14 protein-coding genes are annotated in these 15,738 nt (G+C 68.6%); 7 read left to right on the top strand and 7 right to left on the bottom strand.

What is annotated here, in order from left to right:
* Window positions 1-59 precede the first annotated feature (59 nt).
* Both N1027_RS12270 and N1027_RS12265 read left to right on the top strand, forming a co-directional pair.
* The gene (locus tag N1027_RS12270) at window positions 60-2,711 is read left to right on the top strand and encodes a bifunctional FO biosynthesis protein CofGH (RefSeq protein ID WP_259508280.1); all 2,652 of its coding nucleotides are present in this window, start codon (window positions 60-62) and stop codon (window positions 2,709-2,711) included.
* 78 nt (window positions 2,712-2,789) lie between these two features.
* On the top strand, window positions 2,790-3,623 hold the full coding sequence (locus N1027_RS12265) for a VOC family protein (protein ID WP_259508279.1): 834 nt from the start codon (window positions 2,790-2,792) through the stop codon (window positions 3,621-3,623).
* A gap of 224 nt (window positions 3,624-3,847) precedes the next feature.
* Here the strand turns inward: N1027_RS12265 and glpK are convergent, their stop codons facing one another.
* Together glpK and N1027_RS12255 are read right to left on the bottom strand one after the other, a co-directional pair.
* Window positions 3,848-5,368, bottom strand: coding sequence for a glycerol kinase GlpK (glpK, locus tag N1027_RS12260; protein WP_259508277.1), 1,521 nt, complete (start codon window positions 5,366-5,368; stop codon window positions 3,848-3,850).
* Window positions 5,369-5,502: 134 nt separating this feature from the next.
* A complete protein-coding gene (locus tag N1027_RS12255; RefSeq protein WP_372499728.1) occupies window positions 5,503-7,308 on the bottom strand; it encodes a glycerol-3-phosphate dehydrogenase/oxidase in 1,806 nt (601 codons plus the stop codon).
* A gap of 86 nt (window positions 7,309-7,394) precedes the next feature.
* Between N1027_RS12255 and N1027_RS12250 the strand changes: the two genes are divergently transcribed.
* On the top strand, window positions 7,395-8,360 hold the full coding sequence (locus N1027_RS12250) for a sugar-binding transcriptional regulator (protein WP_259508274.1): 966 nt from the start codon (window positions 7,395-7,397) through the stop codon (window positions 8,358-8,360).
* Between the two features lie 54 nt (window positions 8,361-8,414).
* Here the strand turns inward: N1027_RS12250 and cofC are convergent, their stop codons facing one another.
* Window positions 8,415-9,077 carry a 2-phospho-L-lactate guanylyltransferase gene (gene cofC / locus N1027_RS12245; RefSeq protein WP_259508272.1) on the bottom strand — a complete coding sequence of 221 codons (663 nt, stop codon included), beginning with the start codon at window positions 9,075-9,077 and terminating at the stop codon, window positions 8,415-8,417.
* 108 nt (window positions 9,078-9,185) lie between these two features.
* On the opposite strand from cofC, the gene N1027_RS12240 reads away from it, so the two are divergent.
* The 4 genes from N1027_RS12240 to yidC all read left to right on the top strand — a co-directional run bounded on the left by N1027_RS12240 (window position 9,186) and on the right by yidC (window position 12,048).
* On the top strand, window positions 9,186-9,620 hold the full coding sequence (locus N1027_RS12240; protein ID WP_259508269.1) for a transferase: 435 nt from the start codon (window positions 9,186-9,188) through the stop codon (window positions 9,618-9,620).
* Window positions 9,621-9,762: 142 nt separating this feature from the next.
* The gene (locus tag N1027_RS12235; protein WP_259508268.1) at window positions 9,763-10,410 is read left to right on the top strand and encodes a hypothetical protein; all 648 of its coding nucleotides are present in this window, start codon (window positions 9,763-9,765) and stop codon (window positions 10,408-10,410) included.
* Window positions 10,411-10,445: 35 nt separating this feature from the next.
* Window positions 10,446-10,835, top strand: a complete 390-nt coding sequence (locus N1027_RS12230; protein WP_259508266.1) for a DUF6412 domain-containing protein — start codon at window positions 10,446-10,448, stop codon at window positions 10,833-10,835.
* 217 nt (window positions 10,836-11,052) lie between these two features.
* Window positions 11,053-12,048, top strand: a complete 996-nt coding sequence (gene yidC / locus N1027_RS12225; RefSeq protein WP_259508264.1) for a membrane protein insertase YidC — start codon at window positions 11,053-11,055, stop codon at window positions 12,046-12,048.
* Window positions 12,049-12,123: 75 nt separating this feature from the next.
* On the opposite strand, the gene N1027_RS12220 is transcribed toward yidC, so the two are convergent.
* The 4 genes from N1027_RS12220 to N1027_RS12205 form a co-directional block, all read right to left on the bottom strand.
* On the bottom strand, window positions 12,124-13,224 hold the full coding sequence (locus N1027_RS12220) for a coenzyme F420-0:L-glutamate ligase (protein ID WP_308199797.1): 1,101 nt from the start codon (window positions 13,222-13,224) through the stop codon (window positions 12,124-12,126).
* On the bottom strand, window positions 13,221-14,222 hold the full coding sequence (locus N1027_RS12215; protein WP_259508262.1) for a TIGR03557 family F420-dependent LLM class oxidoreductase: 1,002 nt from the start codon (window positions 14,220-14,222) through the stop codon (window positions 13,221-13,223). Before N1027_RS12215 ends, N1027_RS12220 begins: the two co-directional genes overlap by 4 nt.
* A gap of 91 nt (window positions 14,223-14,313) precedes the next feature.
* Window positions 14,314-14,805, bottom strand: a complete 492-nt coding sequence (gene coaD, locus N1027_RS12210) for a pantetheine-phosphate adenylyltransferase (protein WP_259508260.1) — start codon at window positions 14,803-14,805, stop codon at window positions 14,314-14,316.
* Between the two features lie 32 nt (window positions 14,806-14,837).
* Complete coding sequence (locus N1027_RS12205; RefSeq protein WP_259508258.1) at window positions 14,838-15,617, bottom strand: hypothetical protein; 780 nt, start codon at window positions 15,615-15,617, stop codon at window positions 14,838-14,840.
* Window positions 15,618-15,738: the final 121 nt, after the last annotated feature.

Below are 15,738 nucleotides of genomic sequence, written 5' to 3'. Positions count from 1 at the left end.
GGTCTGGCTTTGGGCCCTGCTCTCTTGTTATCTCTTCCGATACTTCGAGGTCGTCGCCCATGCCTGCTGATCTGCCCGTTCCCACCCGTCGCAAGGCTTCGCCGCCGCCCGTCGTCCAGTCGTTCGTGCCGAACGCGTCCGCGATCCGGCGGGCGCTGAAGCGTGCCGACGAAGGTGTCTCGCTGAACGCGACCGAAGCCGAGACGCTGCTGCACGCCCGTGGCGACGACCTCGATCGTCTGCTGGCCGCCGCCTCCCGCGTGCGTGACGCCGGGCTCGAGATCGCCGGGCGTCCGGGCGTCATCACCTATTCGCGCAAGGTGTTCATCCCGCTCACCCACCTCTGCCGCGACCGCTGCCACTACTGCACCTTCGTGCAGACCCCCGGCGGCCTCGCCAAGCAGGGCAAGGCTCCCTTCATGTCGCCCGACGAGGTGCTCGAAGTCGCTCGCCAGGGCGCCGCCCTCGGTTGCAAGGAGGCACTGTTCACCCTCGGCGACCGGCCCGAAGACCGCTGGCCCGCGGCCCGCGAGTGGCTGGATGCGCACGGTTACGACTCCACCATCGCCTATCTCCGGGCCATGGCCATCCGCGTGCTCGAAGAGACCGGGCTTCTCCCCCATCTGAACCCCGGGGTGATGACGTGGGAGGAGATCCAGCGGCTGAAGCCGGTGGCTCCCTCGATGGGCATGATGCTCGAAACCACCTCGACCCGCCTCTGGACGGAGAAGGGCCAGGCCCACTACGGCTCGCCCGACAAAGACCCGGCGCTGCGCCTGCGCGTGATCGAAGACGCGGGGCGCTCGAACGTGCCCTTCACCACGGGCCTCCTGCTCGGCATCGGCGAGAACTACGAGGAGCGGGTCGACGGCATGTTCGCCATCCGTTCCGCCGCACGCCGCCACGGGCACGTGCAGGAAGTCATCATCCAGAACTTCCGCGCGAAGCCGGCCACGGCCATGATGGCGGCCGACGACCTCGAGACCCAGGAGTACGTGGCCGCGGTGGCGGTGACGCGTCTGGTGCTGGGGCCGAAGGCGCGCATCCAGGCTCCGCCGAACCTCACGGATGCGCGCGAGCTGTCGCTGCTCGTGCGCGCCGGCATCGACGACTGGGGCGGCGTCTCACCCCTCACTCCCGACCATGTGAACCCCGAGCGACCGTGGCCGCACATCGACGACCTGGCGCGGCTCACCGCCGACGCGGGCTTCACGCTGCGGGAGCGACTCACCGCCCATCCGCACTTCGTGCGCGCCGAAGAGCCCTGGATCGATCCCCGGGTGCTTCCGCACGTGCGGGCACTGGCGGCCGAAGACGGACTCGCCGTCGAAGGCCGCAACCCGGTCGGTCTGCCGTGGCAGGAGCCGGAGTGGGGCTCGTCGGGATCGGGCCGCACGGAGCTGCACACCGAGATCGACACCGTCGGGCGCACCGGCGACCGCCGCAGTGACTTCGACGACGTCTACGGCGACTGGTCGGAGCTGCGCGAGCACGTGGGAGCGAACCCCGGCAACAGCACGCGCGCATCCGGAGATCCGGCGGTGCGCTCGGCGCTGCTGCGGGCATCCGTCGACCCCGCCGGACTCTCGGATGCCGACTACCTCACGCTGCTCGGCGCCGACGGCCCCGACCTCGAGGCGCTCGCCGCCCTCGCCGACGAGGTGCGGCGCGCCACCGTCGGCGACGAGGTCGGCTACGTCGTGAACCGCAACATCAACTTCACGAACGTCTGCTACACCGGATGCCGCTTCTGCGCCTTCGCTCAGCGACGCAACGATGCGGATGCCTACACGCTGTCGATGGAACAGGTCGGCGACCGCGTCGACGAGGCCTGGTCGATCGGGGCCACCGAGATCTGCATGCAGGGCGGCATCCATCCCGACCTGCCGGGCACGGCCTACTTCGACCTCGCGCGCACGGTGAAGGCGCGGCAGCCCGACATCCACCTGCACGCGTTCTCGCCGATGGAGATCGTGAACGGGGCCGCCCGCACAGGGCTGTCGTTCCGCGACTTCCTGCTCGAGGCGAAGGCCGCCGGGCTCGACACCATTCCGGGCACGGCCGCCGAGATCCTCGACGACGACGTGCGGTGGGTGCTCACGAAGGGCAAGCTGCCGGCCGCGCAGTGGATCGAGATCGTCACCGCGGCGCACCAGGTGGGGCTGCGGTCGTCGTCGACCATGATGTACGGGCACGTCGACAACCCGACGCATTGGGTGGGGCACCTGCGCACGCTGTCGCGCCTCCAGGACGAGACCGGCGGGTTCACGGAGTTCGTGCTGCTGCCGTTCATCCACATGAACTCCCCCGTCTACCTCGCGGGCGTTGCCCGGCCGGGGCCGACCGTGCAGGAGAACCGGGCCATCCACGCGGTGTCGCGACTCATGCTGCACGGGCGCATCGACCACGTGCAGACCTCCTGGGTGAAGCTCGGCAACGGCGGAACCCAGCAGATGCTGCAGGGCGGCGCCGACGACCTCGGCGGCACCCTGATGGAGGAGACGATCAGCCGGATGGCCGGGGCCGACAACGGCTCGGAGAAGACGGTCGACGAGTTGGAGGGCATGATCACCGAGATCGGTCGCGTGCCCGTGCAGCGCACGACGACGTATGGCCGGCCGACGGCGGAGCGCGTCGCCGTGGCCCGCGAGTTCGCGTCGCGCGGCTTCGCGGCGACCGGCAAGTCGTTGCGCCTCCTGCCCATGGCCTAGGCGGCGCTTCACTTCGGCGCGCTTCACTTCTTCGGCCGAATGGGCTGGGATGGGAGGAAGCCGTCGAAGGGACTCAGGATGAGCGCCGCACCCCGAACCTACCCGCAGGGCGTGAGCTGTTGGATCGACACCGAGCAGCCCGATCCGGAGGCCGCGGCCGCGTTCTACGGCGGCCTGTTCGGGTGGACCTTCGAGAACGCGATGCCGCCCGACGCCCCCGGTTCTTACCTCATCGCGCAACTCGACGGCAGCGACGTCGCCGCGATCGGCTCCGGCGCACCCGGCGGTCCGGCCGTGTGGAACACGTATGTCGCGGTCGACGATGTCGACGCGATGGCTCCTGAGGTCATCCGGGCGGGCGGGATCGTGCTCTCCGGGCCGGAAGACGCCGGCCCTGGCGGACGCACAGCGCGTTGCCGAGACTCGCAAGGGGCGGAGTTCCGACTCTGGCAGGCCTACCGACGGCTCGGTGCGCAGACGGTGAACATTCCGGGCGCCTGGAACTTCAGCAACCTGCGCACGGGCGACATCCCGGACGCCAAGACGTTCTACGGGCGCCTCTTCGGCTGGAAGTACCTCGACCTGGGCGAGAGTGTCGAGGCGATGATCGCCGTCGACGGCTACGGCCGGCACCTGCAGAGCACCGTCGACCCCGAGATCTACGAGCGCCAGGCGGGCGCGCCCGAGGGCTTCGCCGACGTGATCGGCGCCATCCAGCCGACCACTGGTTCGGAGCAGCCGAACTGGCAGGTGGTGATCAGTGTGGCGTCCCGCGCCGACAGTGTGGCGCGTGCCGAGGCCTTGGGGGGCTCGCTGCTGAGCACCGAAGACACGCCGTGGACGGATCTGGCGCGGATCGAGGACCCGCAGGGGGGGATTCTTACGCTCAGTGAGTTCCACGAGCCTGGGTAGGGCCTGGGCGGGGTACCGGGTCGCCGCTTTTCGCGATGCGCGGCCTGCGGTCGCGCGTCGCTTATTGCTCGCGCCGCCGCTGCTGCGGCGCGAGGCGACATGTTCGCGTGAGGTCGCTTACGCGGCCTCGCGCTCACCCTGGGTCGTCGAGAAAGGCCCGCAGCTTGCGTTCCCGTCCCAGCGTTTTGGGCGGTTGTGCGGGCTGCGGGCCTTTGGCCGTCAGGTTAGTTCACGTCGGCGTCTACCCAGTCGAAGGTCTTCGTGACCGCCTTCTTCCAGTTGCGGATCTGACGGTCGCGCTCGGCCTCGTCCATCTGCGGCGTCCACCGGCTGTCTTCCTGCCAGTTGGAGCGCAGTTCGTCGAGGTTGGCCCAGAAGCCCACGGCGAGACCGGCGGCGTAGGCCGCACCCAGAGCCGTCGTCTCGGCCACCACCGGACGCACCACGGGCACGCCCAGGATGTCGGCCTGGAACTGCATCAGCAGGTTGTTGGCGATCATGCCGCCGTCGACCTTCAGCTCCGTGAGGTCGACGCCGGAGTCGGCGTTGACCGCGTCCAGCACCTCGCGGGTCTGGAACGCCGTCGCCTCGAGGGCGGCGCGGGCGATGTGACCCTTGTTGACGTAACGGGTGAGACCCACCAGGGCTCCACGCGCATCCGGTCGCCAGTAGGGCGCGAACAGACCCGAGAACGCCGGCACGAAGTAGGCGCCACCGTTGTCGTCGACCGTCTTCGCCAGCTCTTCCACCTCAGGGGCGGAGGAGATGAGGCCGAGGTTGTCACGCAGCCACTGGATGAGCGACCCGGTCACCGCGATCGAGCCCTCCAGCGCGTAGTGCGCCGGCTGGTCGCCCAGCTTGTAGCCGAGCGTGGTGAGCAACCCGTTCTTGGAGTGCACGATCTCGGTGTCGGTGTTGAAGATGAGGAAGTTACCGGTGCCGTAGGTGTTCTTCGACTCACCCGCGTCGAACGCCGCCTGACCGAAGGTCGCAGCCTGCTGGTCGCCCAGGATGCCGGCAACCGGCACCTCGCGGAGGAGGTTCGACGCCTCGACCGTGCCGTAGACCTCCGAGGAGGACTTGATCTCCGGCAGCATCGACTTCGGAACCCCGAACGCCTCGAGGATGTCGTCGCGCCACTGCAGCGTCTCGAGATCCATGAACAGGGTGCGCGATGCGTTGGTGACGTCGGTGGCGTGCACGCCACCCTCGGTGCCTCCGGTGAGGTTCCAGAGCACCCAGCTGTCGGTGGTGCCGAACAGCAGGTCGCCGGCCTCCGCCGCCTCGCGGGCGCCGTCGACGTTCTCGAGGATCCAGACGATCTTCGTGCCCGAGAAGTAGGTCGCGAGCGGGAGGCCCACGATCTGCTTGAACCGCTCCACGCCGCCGTCCGCCGCCAAGCGGTCGACGATGTCCTGGGTGCGGGTGTCCTGCCAGACGATCGCGTTGTACACCGGCTTGCCGGTCTTCTTGTTCCAGACCACCGCGGTCTCGCGCTGGTTGGTGATGCCGACCGCGGCGATGTCGTGACGCGTCAGGTCAGCCTTGGAGAGGGCCTGACCGATGACCTCGCGCACGTTGTCCCAGATCTCGGTCGGATCGTGTTCGACCCAGCCCGCCTTCGGGAAGATCTGCTCGTGCTCCTTCTGACCGGTCGACACGATGGTGCCGGCGTGGTCGAAGATGATGGCTCGTGAACTGGTTGTGCCCTGATCGATGGCCAGGACATATTTCTGTTCGGACACGTCTAACTCCTTTGTTATTGATTGGATTCTTGCAAGAACGAGCGCTCTTGTCAGCCTCTGATCAGGTCGAGATCAGAGATTGCCCAAAGAGACACCCGCCCCAGGGCGTCGGGGCGGCAGCTGTGCCGCCCCGTTCAGCTGGCTGCGGTCGCCGTGGCGCTGGTCGCCTCGAGCTCGATGCCGTGGAAGAAGCGGAGATTCTCCACCGTCTGCGCACGCTCCTCGGCCAGGCGCTCGGGCGTCCAGCCCGCGGCCTTGGCCGCGAGGGCGCTCAACTCGTCGAAGGAGGCCTGGTTGAGCAAACCGACGAAGGCGATGAGCGTGCGCCGCAGCAGCAGGTCGATGAGGTGCACCGTGTGCTCCTCCGTCATGAGGTAGGCGATCTCGCCGTTGCTGTAGCCAGGAAGGGTCGCAAGCGGGGTGTCCACCGCACCGGTGCCACCGCTCGTGTCGGACTGCGCCACGATGAAGTCGATCACCGCGGCCGCCTTGGTGCCATAACGGGCGAGCAGCACGCGGGCGCGGGCCTCACCGATGTCGGCGCCGTGCGCCTTCACCCAGCTGGTGACCGCCGCCGGCGTCTGCGGGAAGCCCGCGCCGCCACCGATGGGCAGGTCGGTGGTGCTGACCGTGCGCTGCCGGCCGAGCAGGGCGAGCGCTTCGTTGGTCATGTGCTCGGAGAGTGCGCGGAACGTCGTCCACTTTCCGCCCACCAGGCTGAGCTGCTTCACCGTCTTCGAATCGGCGAAATTGCTCTGCTCGATGCGGTAGTCGCGTGACACGAAGCCGGGAGCGGTGTCGCCGTGACCGGGCAGCGGACGGATGCCCGAATACCGGTAGATGATCTGCGAGCGGTCGACCTTGATGGTGGGGAAGACGTGCTTCATCAGCCCGAAGAAGTAGTCGATCTCGGCCTCGGTGGTGACGCTCGGCTCCGACGGGTCGGCTTCGAGGTCGGTGGTGCCGGTGAGAACGCGGCCGTTCAGCGGGTTGATCAGCACGATGCGTCCGTCGTCGTTCTCGAAGAACACCTCGGTGCCGCCGGTGGCGTCGAACAGTTCCTGGTTGTCGAGAACGATGTGCGACCCCTTCGTGCCACCCATGAACTTCGTGGGCTCGCCGAGCGTGGAGTTAGTGAGGTCGGTCCAGGGGCCGGAGGTGTTCACCACGACGTCGGCGGTGACCTCGAAGGTCTCGCCGCTCAGCATGTCGCGCAGCACCACGGAATCGCCGTCGGAGCCGACGGCCTCGACGTAGTTGGCCGTGCGGGCGTGCGGGCCGGCCGCCAGCGCATCCTGAACCAGGTCGAGCGCGAGGCGCTCGGGGTTCTCGACGGTCGCGTCGTAGTAGGTGGCGGTGAACTTCACGTCGGGGCGCAGCTTCGGCAGCTTCGCCAGGCTCTTCTTGCGACCCACGAACTTGTGGCGCGGCACGTTTCCGCCGTCGCGCGAGAACGAGTCATACCCCAGCAGGCCGAGCTTGATGAGCAGAGCACCGCGCTCCTTCGGCTTGCCCTGCTTGTGCGTCAGGAAGCGCAAGGGGGCAGAAAGGATGCCGGAGAAGATCGAGAAGATCGGGATGGTGGTGGCCAGCGGCTTCACGTAGTGCGGGGCGAGACGGAGGAGGCGGTTGCGCTCCTGCACGCTCTCGCGCACGAGCCGGAATTCGCCGTTCTCGAGATAACGCACTCCACCGTGGATCATGTGGCTCGAGGCGCTCGACGCCCCGGAGGCGTAATCGCCCCGGTCGATCAAGACGACATCCACTCCCTGCAATGCGAGGTCGCGGAACGTGCCGATACCGTTGATGCCCCCACCGATGATCAGAACCTGAGTCTTCGGGTTCGAACGGATGGAGTCGACCTCGGGCCTGATGTCGGATTGGGTGCTCACTGTGTACTCGCCTTCGTGCTCTCGTGAGGGTTGCGTCTGGCAATCCATGTGACGAGATAGTTCTACGACTCTTCTCACATATGATCAAGAGCAATGCACATACGTGCAGACGTTTCGGAGGGAAGCACCGCAGCATGGCCAACGAAGGACTCGCGAGCGACAAAGTGCGCGACGCATTGCGGGCCGCACATCTCTACTACATGCAGGATCTGACGATGGAGGCGATCGCCAGCGAACTGCGCACGTCACGCTCCTCCGTCTCACGATTGCTGGGATTCGCGCGGGAGATCGGGCTCGTCGAGATCCAGGTGAAGTCGCCGGTCGACCGGATCTCCTCGGTGCAGCAGCGCATCCGGGACAAGTATTCGGTGACAGCGCACGTCGTGCCGGTTCCGGATTCGACGAACGAGGTCGACCGGCTGGAGCGCGTCGCGATGAGCGCTGCACGGATTCTCGGGCCCTTCTTCGACTCCAACATGACCATGGGCATCGCCTGGGGCTCCACCCTCTCGGCCGTGTCGCGGCACCTGCAGGAGAAGGTCACGCACAACTCGCAGATCGTGCAGCTGAACGGGGCCTCGAACGCGCAGACCACCGGAATCGGGTACGCGAGCGAGATCATGAGCCGCTTCGGCCGGGCCTTCGGCGCCTACGTGCAGCAGTTCCCGGTGCCGGCATTCTTCGACGATCCGCGCACCAAGGAGGTGCTCTGGCGGGAACGGAGCATCCGCCGGGTGCTCGAGATCCAGAAGCACATGGACATCGCGCTGTTCGGACTCGGCTCGGCCTTCGCCGACGTGCCGTCGCACGTCTACGTGGGTGGCTATCTCGACGACGCCGACTTCGAGCAGCTCACGCGCGCCGGCGTCGTGGGCGACGTGGCCACGGTGTTCTATCGTGCCGATGGATCGAGCGACGACATCCCGATGAACGCGCGGTCTTCGGGCCCCCCGCTCTCGCTGCTGTCGAAGGTGTCACGACGGGTCTGCGTGGTGTCGGGTCGATCGAAGTTGCCGGCGCTGCGCGGCGCCTTGGCCGCAGGACTGATGACCGACCTCATCGTCGACGAGGCGACGGCGCACTCTCTGCTGGAGGCCTAGGCTCGGGCCTGCCTTCCGAGGCAGGTGCAGGTGCAGGTGCGCTGCCGAAGCCGATCAGGCCCAGGCGGCTCGCGTGTGCGGGCCGACGCCGCGCGCCAGCGCCGCCGCGAGATCTTGCTCGGTGTCGACATCGAGGCGCAGCGTGGAGTCGGGCGCGACGTCGAGCACCGCATGGCCGGCCCCGGCGTGCCGAGCGGCCGATCCGACACCGAAGCGCGGCACGAGATCGACGCCGGGCAGGGCCGTGATGAGCGTCGTGCCGCTGCCTTCCGCGTCGGGCACCACGGCGCGAGGATGCGACGACGCGCGCGTCAGTGCGTCGTCGACGTCGGCGGTCACGAGACACGGGAGATCGCCGAGCAGGGCAGCCACGGCGGTGCCCACGGTGCCGGCGCTCCGTGTGGCGCTGTCGCCGTCGGTCGCGCGGGCTGCCCTGATGCCGGCTGCTACAGCGACGTTGAGACCCGCGCCCGGGTCGGGAACGATCTCGGCACCGAGACCTCGCAACGACTCGGAGAGCCCCGCAGCGGCATCCGTCACCACGATGACACGGTCGACGAGCGCGGAGGCGGTGAGCGCCGACACCGCGTCGAGGGCGAAGGCTTCGACGAGGAGCATCCGTTGCCGTTGGTCGAGGGCCGGGGCCATCCGGGTCTTGCCGGCGGCGGTTCCCTTCACGGGAACCACCACGGTCCAGGTCTGTCGGATGTCGCTCACCGGGTCGATTATCCCTCACCCGACTGGGTCGACCAGACGAGACAGAACGATCGGTCCATTGTGTCCATTCCCAGGAATGATGCAGATGCATTGTTTGTTATAGACAACGTGAGCAGAACATTCCTAGAGATCGAGGGCGAACGCGGAGTCGTTTCGCGGTATCGCCGCCACCCCAACGGCAAGGGATATGTCGCCGTGGGCGCCGAAGTCGACGCCACGGCGTATGTCGACCCGACCACCTACGTGGAGACCGGTGCGCACATCGGCCAGAAAGCGTGGATCGGCTCGGGCACCTGGATCGAGAGCGGTGCCCTGATCGGCGCCGGGGTCTTCATCGGAGCCAACGTGCACGTGGCCGAGAAGGCCCGCATCGGCCGCCGCTCGAAGATCGGCAGTCACACGAAGATCGGCGCGAACGCGATCATCGGCGACGAGACGCTGGTCGACAGCGACTCAACGATCGCACCCGGCGCTCGCGTCGGACGCGTGGGCTCGGGTTCGGATTCGGGTTCGTCCGAAGCGGACTACGCGCGAGCTGCCTGACGCCCCTGCGCGCGACCGCAACCGCGACGACAGGCGTCGTGACCCGGCGTCGGGAGTCGTGCGCGGCGCATCCGGAAACCCACTCCTGAAATCCGTCTCCTGCTTGCACCGGGCATGCGCCCCGTGCAGGTAGGGTCGGCAAATGAGATCAGACCAGCCGGTGCCCGGCAACCCGTGGCCGCACGACATGGTGCTGCACATCGATACGGCGCCGAATGCGCTGATCGAACTGCTGTTCGCGCGGGAGCTGTGGCGATTCGAGATCCGCGAGGTTCCGTCTCTCGACGCTCCCCCCGCGCTGGGCGCGAGTTCGCGACTGGCCCCCGGGCGCGGTCTCGGGTCGGGTGAGATGGCGGCGCTGTGGCGCCAGGACTGGGAGCGGGCGTGGTCGCTCTTCGACGCGCCGAACCGCGGGGCGACAGGTCCGGATGCGAAGACCGCCCGGATGCTCGCAACCCTCGACGACACGGAGCTCGCGCACGCCGTCTCCGGCGCGCCTTCGGAATTCTGGCGCCGCGGGATCGACGTCTCGGCGCTCGGTGACTGGGAACGGATGCTCACCGAGGCGGAACACGTTCCGACCCTCGAGTCGACGCCCGAGCGGCGCTCGCTCTCCGCGCTGATCGCCGCGTGGAAGACCGGCCTGACGCACATCGTGCAACTCCCGTACGCCGGCTACTTCGGGGAGCGCATCAACGAGCGCACGCTCGTCGTCTCCGGCACCACCCGCTTCGATCCGGCGCTGTTCAGTCGTGCGCTGGCGACGCCACTCGGCAACGTCGGGCGCTGAGCCCGGGCGGCACGTCGGCGCGGTATCCTCGCAGCATGACGGCACAGCGGATGCGTGACAGCGGCTCGGCCGCGTGGCGCTTGCTGGCCGCCGCGACCGGTCTCGGTTTCGCGTGGCTGTTGACGGCCAATGTCGTGGGCGCCGGAGTCGGCGCTTCCGTCTCGGCCGGTTCCAGTACCGGAGCGGGAGCGGGTGCCGGACTCATCGCTGCGGTCGCCCTCGTGGCGGCCACCACCGCAGCCGCCATGGCGCTCTCGGCTTCGCTGCGCATCCTGATCGCGACCATTGTCGCGCTCTCCGGCGCATCCGTCGCCCGGGCACCCTCGGAGCGCGTCGACCTGCCGGTCATGATCACGCAGAGCCGGCCCGACGCTCCCGGGCGTCCGCAACCTCGCGCTCCCGGCCGCCGCCTCGCGGCCGCCTAGGAGCCCACCCGCTCTTCCGACGCGCGTCTCGCCGATCCGCCCCTGCCTTCCGGCCCCGCTTCCGGCTCGGCTGGAATTCGGTTGAGGCATCGCGCGAGTTTTCGGAAGCTCGCGTTCACCTGAGAAGACTCCTCCGCGACCACACGTTCGTGTCCTCGTCCGTGCATCCGCGAATCGGCGCGATGCATCGGCGCTTTCTTGCTCGATTGGAGTTCTTGTGAACATCTACGCCTTCGGCCCCATCGCGGCCGCGCTCGACGGAGCGTATTCCGTCGTGCAGTACCTCGCCGCTGCGCTCGTCCCCCTCGCCGGGGCGAATGCGGCGGCTCTCGCCGTCGTGCTCATCACGATCCTCGTGCGCCTCGCGCTCATCCCGGTCGGCCTGTCGCAGGCACGGGCTCAGCGGATGCGACGCCGCCTCGCCCCACGCCTCGCCGAGCTCCACCGTCTGCACGGCTCGAATCCGGAACGGCTGCAGCGCGAGACCATGGCGCTCTACGCCGCCGAGAACGCGTCGCCGCTTGCCGGATGCCTGCCGCTGCTCATCCAGGCGCCGATCCTGTCGCTGATCTACGGCTTGTTCCTGCTGCCGACGATCAACGGGCATCCGAACGAGCTGCTCGGTCACACCTTCGCCGGCGCGCCCCTCGGCACGAGCTTCGCCACAGCCGTCTCGAGCGGAGCCGACCCGATCGGAGTGCTCGTCGGGGCGGTGATCCTCGCCCTGATCGCCGGGATCGCGCTGCTGTCGCGCCGGCAGGGCCTGCGGGCGACGTCCCTGACTGTCGGCGCGGTGCCGCCATCGGGTGTGGGAGGCGCGGGCGGCGGTCGAGCGGGCGGTGCGGGCAGCGCGGGCAGCAGTGGAAGCTCGGGCGGTGCGGGCGGCAGTGGACGCGTGGGCGGCGCGGGCGGCAGTGGACGCGCGGGTGGTGTTGGCGGCACTGGCGGTCGTGGACTCACGGGCGGTGGTGGTGGGGCTGGCGGCACCGGCGGACGCGCGGGCGGTGCCGGCGGGGCTGGAGGCGCGGATGCCGGGGCCGGGGTGCTGGCGGCGTTCACTCCGGGTGGGGCGGCGGCGAGCATCCTGAGCTGGCTGCCGCTCATCACGGTGGTGTTCGCGTCGTTCGTTCCTCTGGCGGCCAGCCTCTACCTGCTGGTCACCCTGTCCTGGACGTTCGGCGAGCGCGAGATCCTGCGCCGCATCATCGTGTGACAGCCGCACCCGGGCCGGTGGTCGCTTCGCTCGCCGGCCTGGGTGCGACGACACTCGCGCCGTGGGGTCGTGGCGTCAGCACTCGAGGCCGCGCGCCCAACCCTCGGCAAGGCCGCGCTCGTAGCCCTCGGCGAAACCCGCCTCGCGGCCCGCGAGCAGACCGGCCTCGCGGCCGTCGCCGTATCCGGCTTCCCAACCCTCGGTCAGGCCGGCGCGACGCCCATCGGCGAACGCCGACTCCCTGGCCTCGGCCAGGACGGACTCCCGCGCCTCGGCGAGTGCGGCCTCTCGGGCCTCCGCGAGCGCCGCCTCACGACCCTCCGCGAACGCAGCCTCCCGCGCCTCCGCGAGCGCCGCCTCGCGATCCACCGCGAACGCCGCCTCTCCTGCCTCCGCGAGCGCCGCGGCGCGCCCCTCGGCCAAGCCCTCCTCACGACCGAGCGCGATCGCTTCGTCGGTGCCGAGGCGGAACATGTCCCGCTCACCGGTGCGCGAGAGCGCCCGCGCCGGTGTGTCGAGCGTGTCGAGCACCGCGTGTCCGTAACCGCGCACCAGGGCGACCGGCATTCCGCTCGCCTTGCCCTTCACCAGGTCGGCGGCCGAGGCCAGTTCGTCGGCCACCGCCGCCTGCGTCACGAACAGCTCGTGCCCGAAGCTGTCCCGACTGCCCCGTAGATCGTCGAGCACACCGACTCCCGCGGCCCCGATGGCCAGATCGACCTGGCCCTCCCGCCAGGCGCGACCCAAGGTGTCGGACACGATGACCCCGAGACGCACCCCGAACCGCGACCGTAATCCGGCGGCGAGAGCACGTGCCGACGCATCCGGATCGACCGGAAGCAGAAGAACCGTTCCCGACGGCGTGTTGCTCGAGTCGACCCCCGCGGCCGCCTGCACGAGCCCCTGCCGGTTCTCGACGATGCGGGTCACCCCTCCGGGGTAGGCCCGTGTGGCCACCACGCGCACCGTCTCGGCGGTGATCGCGTCTTCACGATCGGCCGCGGCGATCCGCCGACCCTCGGCCTTGGACATGATCTTGCTCGTCACCACCAGGATGTCGCCGCTCTGCGGCGAGAGCTCGGCCGACACCAGCGCGTCGCCGATGAGCCTCACCAGGTCGGCGCCCTCCTCGATCTCGGGTAGGCCCCCGAGAGGCACGATCGTGATGCCGCTCATCGGTGCAGCTTCGGGAGCACGTCGCGGCCGAACACATCGATCCACTCGCGCTGATTGCGGCCGACGTTGTGCAGGTAGATCTTGTCGAACCCGAGGTCGGCGAAGCGCTGGATGTGCGCGCGGTGCACATCCGGATCGCTCGAGATCACCAAGCGACCGTCGAAATCTTCGGGCCGCACCATCTTGGCGAGCTGCTCGAATTCGAAGGGGCTCCGGATGTCGGCCTTCGGGAAACGCATCCCGCCGTTCGGCCACTCCCGCAGCGCGCTCGCCATGGCCTCCTCGTCTGTCGCCGCCCAGGACAGATGCAGCTGAAGCACCCGTGGCATCGTCGACGGATCTTTGCCCGCTTCACGCGCGCCCTCGTCGAACTTCGTGAACAACCCGGAGATCTTCTCCAGCGGCGCCCCCACCGTGATCAACCCGTCGACCGTGCGGCCCGCCCGCCGCGCCGTGACCGGCCCCGCCGTGGCCACCAGGATCTCGGGTGCCCGTTCAGGCATCGTCCACAACCGTGTCGACTCCAGCTTGAAGAAGGTGCCCGAGTGCTTCACGTCTTTGCCGGCCAGCGACGCCGTGAACAGCTTGTTGATGATGTCGACGGCCTCGAACATCCGGTTGATGCGCTCCGGAGCCTCGGGCCAGTAGCCACCGACGATGTGCTCGTTCAGGGCCTCGCCCGAGCCGAGCCCGAGCCAATGCCGCCCGGGATACATCGCGCCGAGCGTGGCCGAGGCCTGCGCCACCATCGCCGGATGCCACCGGAAGCTCGGCGACGTGACCCCCGGCCCGAAGTCTCCCCGCGTGCGCTCCCCCACCGCGGCGAGCACGTTCCAGACGAACGACGACTGCCCCTGACGAGGCACCCACGGCTGGAAATGGTCGGCCGCCATCACCCCGCTGAACCCGTGCTCTTCGGCGTAGGCCGAGAGGGCTACGGCTTCGCTGGGATGGAACTGCTCCAGCATCGCGGCGTAGCCGACCTGAATGTTCGACATCGATGGACCTTCCGGTTGTTCTCCTTCGACTATAGGTCGCAGGCGTGACCGGTTCCGCGCCCTGGCCGATGCTGTGGAGAACGCCCGCAGATCAGTCGGTTGTGTGTTGGAGGAACTCCGCCACCGGCGCCGGCACGTAGGGCGCGACGTCGCCGCCGAGCGCTGAGACCTGTCGCACCAGCGAGCTCGAGACATGCGCGTGGGCCGGATCCGGCAGCAGGAAGATCGTCTCCACCCCCGCGAGATTTCGGTTCACGATCGCCATCGGCGTCTCGTAGGCGACATCCACCTGCGAACGGATGCCTTTCACGATCGCCGAGGCGCCGACATCCGTGCAGTAGTCGACCAGCAGCCCGACGCTCCACGAGTTGACGACGATGTTGCCGTTCGTGAGACCGCGTTCCTCGAGCGACTTCTCGATCAGGGCGACACGATGGGCGATCGGGATGAGGGCGTGCTTGTCGGGGTTGTGCACCACGACGACGTGCAGCTCGTCGAACAACTTCGCCGCACGTTCGATCACGTCGATGTGACCCAGGGTGATGGGATCGAAGGAACCAGGGACCACGGCGACACTGCTCATGGCCCAAGGCTATCAACGCCGGGATCCCCCGGTCACACGTGACGGCTGAAGTCTCCCTGCGCCCTTGCGGTCGGCTCCGACACCGGTGGTGCCGATGCTGTGAAAGGTGCAGCCGGCGAGGATGCCGCGGCCTCCGCTGTGCCCGCCTGCTCCTGCTCCCGGGCCACGAACTCCGCGCTCAAGGCGATCGTCGACTCGAGCAAAGCGTAGAGCCGTTCGTCGGGGAACGGCGCACACGCCGAGCGCACGCCGTCGACCGACATCGCGATCGTCACATGCGTCTGCCGCGCCGAGATCTCCGCACGGCGCCACCGCACATTGCGATCCAGGAAACGTCGAGCCCAGGCCTCGGCCTCGGGCGCGGCGTCGAGAGCCTCGCGCAGGGGGCCGTCGACATCGATCGGTGCGCTTCCGCCTGCACGCTCGAGGGCGTCCTGGCATACCAGGGCTCCGACGGCGAGGGCGTGCTGCCGGTCGATCGACGCGATCGGGATCGCCGCCGACGCGGCCGTGACCGCGATGATGAGGTCGAGCCTCGGATCATCGGTCGTCAACCCGATCACCGAGGGGATCAGCGGCGCGAGCGCACTTCGCCCCTCATTCGATGTCAGGTCGTTGACCGCGCGCGCCATGTGGGCGAGCCCGGCATGCGTGCACGACGGATGATCGCTCCAGCGTTCGCCCGCCAGGAAGGATGCGAACTCCATGAAACAGGCGCCCGAACGCGGGGAGCGATGCCGCCCCGCGGAGAGCACCGGCATGATGTCGGGCTGCAGGGTTGCAGTGCTCCGGCGTGACTTCAGGGTCTTCATAGCCACCTCATCTCCACTGGTTCCACTGTGCTCCCGTGCGGAGCAGATTTCAATGGGTGTGTGGGGATGATGCGGGATCCCGCGCGAAAGCCACAGGCTCTTGCGGACCGCACAGAATTCC

This window comes from Herbiconiux aconitum (genome assembly GCF_024979235.1).
In the GTDB taxonomy this organism is placed as follows: Bacteria; Actinomycetota; Actinomycetes; order Actinomycetales; family Microbacteriaceae; genus Herbiconiux; species Herbiconiux aconitum.
The sequence above is the reverse complement of the archived record's forward strand: the minus strand, read 5'-3'. Positions and strand labels throughout refer to the sequence as shown.